A 6011-nucleotide genomic window follows, 5' to 3' on the forward strand; every position below is an offset into this window, starting at 1 on the left:
CCCCGACCCCCCTGCCACACGGGCGGGTACCGCACGGGCACGGAGCGGCGGCCGCTACGGCCCCGGCGCGAACCCCTCCACCGCGGAGGCGATCTCCCCGAGCGCGTCGTGCGCCGCGTACTCGTCGCGCAGCCGGGCCGCGTTCTTCCGGTAGCGGGGATCGGCCAGGACGGTCTCGACGGCCGCCCGGATCTCGGCCCCGCCGGGCCGCGGCCCGCCGAGGTCCACCGCCGCACCGGCCCACGCGGCACGGGCCGCGGCCTCGACCGCGTCCTCGTCCTCCTCCTCGTACTGCGGGCCCAGCACCATCGGCACGCCGTGCCGCAGCGCCGACTGGACGCCCGCGTAGCCGCCGTTGCCGACCACGACGTCCGTGTGCGGCAGCAGCCGCCCGTAGGGGACGGACGGGGCGACACGCGCGTTGCCGGGGACCCCGGTGAGGCGGACGCCCGGGCCCGGTGCCGCCACGACGAGCGCGTCGAGTCCGGCCAGCGCCCGCAGGGTCCGGCCGGCGAGTTCCCCCGCGCCCGCCACCGCCACCACGCGTTCGGCGGCCCGCACGTCCGGCCACCAGTGCGGCAGGCCGCCCTCCCGGCCGGCCGGAGCGCCACCCTCCGCGCCGCGGTCCGCCCGCGCGCCCCCGCCCGTCCCGGTCCCGCCGTCCGGTGTGTCGGGCGCTTCCGGCGCACCGACGAACGACAGGTGCGGCGGCAGGTCGCCGCGCGGGTACTCCAGGCCCTCCACCGAGAGCTGGAGGTAGCGGTCCGGCAGCGTGACCACGCCGTCGAGGAGGAAGGGCGGCTCCCGCACGGCCCCCGCCGCCCGCAGCGAGCGGACGAGGTTCTCCTGCACCCGCGCGAAGAAGGCGCGTGTCCGTTCGTGGGCCCGCCGGTTGCGTACCCGGCCCGGGGGCGAGGTGTCCGGCGGCAGGCCGGAGCCGAAGGGCGCGGTGTCCTCGCTGGGCGCCGACAGCGGCTCGACGCCCACCGCGACCACCCCGGCCGGCCGGGCGCCGGGCGCCCCGAGCAGCAGCGGCCAGGCGCCGAGGAACGCGTTCTCGTGCACGACCACGGTGGCCTCGCCCGCGTCCTCGTCGGCGCCGAGGAGTTCCTGGAGCGCGTGGTGCTGCGCCGGGACGGGGTTGGTGAGGTTCGTGCGCATGTCGAACGCGAGCCGGTCCCGTCCGCCGAGGGTGGCGCGTTCGGGGAACTCCTGGTCGAGCCGGGCGGGGTCGTAGTCCGCGTGGGCGGGCAGGGGCGCGAAGGCGGCGCCCGTCGAGCGGACGGCCTCCTCGAAGCGGTGGCCGGTCAGGAAGCTGACCGGGTGCCCGCGCCGCACGAGGTCGCGCGCGACGGGGAGCAGGGGGGCGACATGGCTGGGGACGGGGACCGAGGCGACGACGACGGGCTCCATGCTTCCTCCGGGGCGGGAGACCGGTGGACGGGAGGGATCGGGGGCGGTTCGCCGGCCGGGCGCCCGGCGGCGGACGGCCGCAGCGCCGGCGCCACCCGCCTTGTCTGCTATCAGCCATTTTCCGGCCTGTGTCCCAGTGTGCCGCAGCCAGCCGGGTTTCCGGCACGGCCCTCCCGCATGCTGGACGGCGCCCGCGGGCGCGAGGCCGGTGCCCCGGCCGCCTGCGGCGCGGCTCCCGCCGGTGTGCCCCCGCCCGCCGCAACCCTTTCGCGCGAGCGCGGCGTCCGCCCCGATGTTCGTTCCTGCCCGGTGACCCGAAGGCCCCCGCGTGCTACTTCACTTTCACTGGCCCTGCTCGTCCCGACGCCGCTGCCAGCGCTGCTCGATCCTGTCCATCATGGACCGGTGCTGGCGCTGCGCCCGGCCGCCGTCCATGGCGCGGCCCGGTGCCGCCACCTGCTGCTCCCCCCGCTTCGGTGCCCTGCGCCAGCCGGTGACGGCCAGCACGGCGCACGCGAGCATGACGAGGAACCCCACCACGCTGATCCAGATCTGCTGGGCGACCATTCCTGACATGAGGAGCGCGATACCCACCAGGAAGCCAGCGACCGCCTGGTAGACCCGTCGCCGGGTGTACGTACGCAGCCCGCTTCCCTCAAGCGCTGTCGCGAACTTGGGATCTTCTGCGTACAGCGCTCGCTCCATCTGCTCGAGCATTCGCTGCTCGTGCTCAGAGAGCGGCACGGAGTCCTCCTAGTCGTCGGCCGCGGGGGCGGCCGGTGTGCGGCTCCTTCAGGATAAGCGGGGAATCGCCCCCGAGAAACCCGCCCTCAATGCCCTTTCAACCAACCGACCGCCATACGGGCGCGGCTGCTGAGGCGTTGATTCCCCAACACCCGATCCCTCATGCCGGATCGTGTACCCCGATCATACGGTGCCCAGCCCTTGGACGGGCGGGCTTGTGTCGTACTCCATGCGGTGGCCACACACCGCGCCCAAGGGCAAGAGGGCCTGATCAGCCGCGCTTCTGTCCGAGGACGTGCAGCTGCGGGGCGACCGCCTGGAAGGCGGGCAGGACGGCGGCGGTCGCCTCCAGCTTGAGCAGCGCTTCAAGAGCCCCGGGCTCCCGGTCCACCAGGCCGCCCGGGACGAGGTCGGCGAAGACCCGGACGCCGTGCACGGACACGAGCGCGAGGCCCGCGTCGTCGATCAGGTCCGTGAGCTGCTGGGCCGTGAAGCGCCGGGGCACGGGGTCACCGCTGCCCCAGCGGCCGTCCGGGGCCACGAGCGCCTCGCGCGCCTCCGTGAAGTGGCCCGCGAGGGCGCGGGCGAGCACGGCGCCGCCAACCCCGGCGGTGAGCAGGCTCAGGGCGCCGCCCGGGCGCAGCGCCTCGACGGCCCTGTGCAGCCCGTCGGCGGGGTCTTCCAGGTACTCCAGGACGCCGTGGCACAGGACGGCGTCGTAGCCCTCGCGTTCCACGACCTCGAACAGGCCGTTTATGTCGCCCTGCACGCCGCGCACCCGGTCGGCGACGCCCGCCTCCGCCGCCCTGCGTTCGAGCGCGAAGAGCGCGTCGGGACTGGGATCGACCACGGTGACCCGATGGCCCAGCCTCGCCACGGGCACGGCGAAGTTGCCCGAGCCGCCGCCGGTGTCGAGGACGTCGAGCACGTCCACCCCGGTCGTCCTGGCGCGCAGCGCGAGCGCCTCGCCGATCACCTCCCGGACCACACCGGTGCGCAGGGGTCCGCGGCGGGACGACGGCGACTCGCCGCCGGCGGCGGGGGAAGGGTCCGACACGGCAGTTGACTCCTCGGCGCGGTGCCGCTTCCTGCGGCGGGCTGTGGACGGTGCGTCCACCCTATTGCCTCCTCAGCCGCCTCTTGCGCCCCGGCATCACCCTCCGCACCCCGGTCGATCCCCGTGCCCCCGCCCCCCGATCCCCGCCGTGGCGCCCCGGCGAACGTCGCGACGGCTCGCGCACGCGGCCCCCCGATCCCCGCGGCCCCGCCGTGGCGCCCCGGCGAACGTCGCGACGGCTCGCGCACGCGGCCGGCGGCGCTCACCGGGCAATGCCCGGCCGGCGGCGGAGCACGGCCCGCCAGGCCCGGGCCTCCCCCGCCGGACCGCTCGTCCCCACCGGCTCACCCGCCGGGCTCACCGGCCCGGTTCAGTGGCCGGGTTCAGTGGCCGGGTTCAGTGGCCGCTCGCACGCGGAAGGGGCAGTTTCGGCTCCCGCACGAGCATGCGCTCGACCAGGCGCAGGAACATCCGGACGTCGCGTATCAGGTCGTCCGCGTCGCGGGCACCGGCGGCGCCCTGTATGCCCGCCTCGGCCCTGGCACGGCGCCCGGCGCCGGAGGCGAACAGCGCGCTCCAGTCGGCCAGCTCGGGGGCGATCTCGGGCAGCACCTCCCAGGCGCTGCGGATGCGGCGGCGGCGCTGGGGCGTCGTCTCGGGCCGGCCGCGGGCGGCGAGAACGGCGGCCGCGGTGCGCAGCGCGGCCAGATGGGCGGTGGCATAGCGCTCGTTGGGCGTCTCGAGCTCGTCGGCCTCGTCGAGTCCGGCCCGGGCCTGGTCGAGCAGGTCGAGGGCGGCGGGCGGAGCCCCGGCACGGCGGGAGACGGGGTGGATGTCGGTGGCCGGTCCGGTCGTCGGCGAGGGGGCGGGGCCGCCGACCGGGAGCCGCGGTGCGGCGCCGGCTGAAGAGCTGGCCATGACGAACCTCCTGTCGAGTGTGACGGCGCGGTTGCCGTATGTGTCCCATGGTGCGCTCCACCACTGACAATCCGCTCCGACCTGGCCTTTCGACCGCTGCATGGCCCCAGGACCGCCGCGACGCGGGCAGGCGCCGCGACGCGCGGAAGGGGCCCGTGCCCCCGCGTCCGCGACGCAGGTGGCACGGGTCCCGTTTCTGCCGCTCCCCCGTTTTCCCCGCTCCCCCGTTTTCCCCGCTTTCCCTTTTTCCCCGCTTTCCCGTTCCCTCGCTTCCCGTTTCCCCCGCCTCCCCGTCCAGGCGCGGCCCGCGTGTCCCCCGTCGGCCCGCCACCGTGCGGCCGCGGACCGCCGTGTCCCCCGTCGGCCCGCCGCACCCCGCGCTCCTCGCTTCTCGCTCCCTCCGTCCCTCGCTCGCCCCCGTTCGTACCCGTCCCCCGTGCTTCCGTCCCCCGCCACCCGGACGCCACGTCCCTCGGGCCCGCTCCCGGGTCCCAGGTCCCCGTTCCCCCGTCCGTCCGGCCCCCCGGGCCCCGGCCCCGGATCCGGCTGCGAACCCGGCTCCCGGTCCCGGCGCGGGGTAGGAGGGCCCGGTGCCCTTGCCGGCCACCGGCCCCTCCGCCGTGCTCCCCCGTGCCGGAAGGGACCGCCGCCCCGTTCCGCCGCCCCGTGCCGGCGGTACCGGTGCCGCGTCCCTTCCGTGCGCCCCACTCTTCCGTCCCCGGGCACCCGCCCCCATCCGCGCGGCTACTCATCTCGGTGCCTGAGTACACGTACTCACGGCTCGGCCGGTCCGCGCGCGGCGCCGCCGGCCCGCCCGCACGGATCCGGTCGGCGCGGCAACCGCCCCGGAGTCCGCACGGGGGCACGGAAGGTGTGTCGGTGGCTGCCGTTAGAGTCACCGGCATGGCACGGATTGCGGTGATCGGCGCCGGGATGGGCGCGATGGCGGCGGCCGCGAGGCTCGCCGTGGCGGGCCACCGGGTGACGGTGTACGAGCGGGCGGCGACGTACGGCGGCGCGGTGGGCAGGTTCGAGCGGGACGGTTTCGTCTTCGACACCGGCCCCGGGCTGCTGCACGTGCCGGCGGTCTACCGCGACCTGTTCGTGAAGACGGGGAAGGAGCCGCTCGAGGCGTGCCTCGACCTGGTGCAGCCGGAACACGACGCGCGGCACGTCTTCACGGACGGCGCGCAGGCCCTCCTGCCGAACTCCTCGCGCGGGGGCGTCGTCGCCGCGCTCGACGCGGCCCTCGGCGCCGGCGCGGGCGGGCGCTGGGCCGACTTCCTGGGCCGGGCGGGCGACACGTGGGCGCGGGCCCGCCGCCCCCTGCTGGAGGAGCCGCTGCCGGCCGACACAGCGGCGTTCGCCCGCGACCCGTACCCGGCGGTGCGGCGGCGCCGGCTCCTGCGCGGCGCGCGGGAGGCGTCGACGCTCGCCGAGATCGGCGCGTGGGAGCTCGGCGTCCCGCACCTCGCCGCCCTGCTCGACGGGTACGCGCTGGCCTACGGCCTCGATCCCCGCACGGCCCCCGCGAGCGCGTCGGTGCTGCCCTACCTGGAGCAGACGTTCGGCACCTGGTACGTGCGCGGCGGCATGCGCGAGTTGGCCCGCGCCGTGTACGAGCGCTGCGTGGCCCGCCGCGTGGAGTTCGCCTTCGGCGCGGACGTCGTCGCGGTCGTGGAGAAGGACGGGGCCGTCGCCGGGGTGGAACTGGCGGACGGCGGAGCGCCGGAGGCCGATGTGGTCGTCGCCGGCGTGGATCCCTCGTCGCTCACGGCGCCCGACGCGCGGGAGGGCGCTCCGGCGGGAGCCGGGGAGGGCCGCGCACCGCTGCTGCCCGGCCGGTTGACGGTGCTGGTCGCGGCGCGCGGCGCGCGGC

Annotated in this window: 5 protein-coding genes; 1 reads left to right on the forward strand and 4 read right to left on the reverse strand. The window is 76.7% G+C overall.

Features of this window, described 5'->3' with window-relative positions; translation table 11 throughout:
* Positions 1–54: 54 nt before the first annotated feature.
* From L1885_RS21820 to L1885_RS21835, 4 genes are all read right to left on the reverse strand, one after another.
* Entirely contained in the window at positions 55–1413 is a 1359-nt protein-coding gene (locus tag L1885_RS21820) for a glycosyltransferase (protein WP_235798862.1), read from the reverse strand.
* Between the two features lie 342 nt (positions 1414–1755).
* The gene (locus L1885_RS21825) at positions 1756–2157 is read right to left on the reverse strand and encodes an SCO2097 family morphological protein (protein WP_235798863.1); all 402 of its coding nucleotides are present in this window, start codon (positions 2155–2157) and stop codon (positions 1756–1758) included.
* 271 nt (positions 2158–2428) lie between these two features.
* Entirely contained in the window at positions 2429–3214 is a 786-nt protein-coding gene (locus tag L1885_RS21830; RefSeq protein WP_235798864.1) for a methyltransferase, read from the reverse strand.
* A 396-nt stretch (positions 3215–3610) separates the two neighbouring features.
* Positions 3611–4132 carry an SAV_6107 family HEPN domain-containing protein gene (locus tag L1885_RS21835; RefSeq protein WP_235798865.1) on the reverse strand — a complete coding sequence of 174 codons (522 nt, stop codon included), beginning with the start codon at positions 4130–4132 and terminating at the stop codon, positions 3611–3613.
* Positions 4133–5035: 903 nt separating this feature from the next.
* Here L1885_RS21835 and L1885_RS21845 point away from each other — a divergent pair.
* The coding region (locus tag L1885_RS21845; protein ID WP_235798866.1) for a phytoene desaturase family protein at positions 5036–6011 on the forward strand (976 nt) is incomplete at its 3' end.

The organism is Streptomyces fuscigenes, assembly GCF_021556455.1.
GTDB classification, from domain to species: Bacteria; Actinomycetota; Actinomycetes; order Streptomycetales; family Streptomycetaceae; genus Streptomyces; species Streptomyces fuscigenes.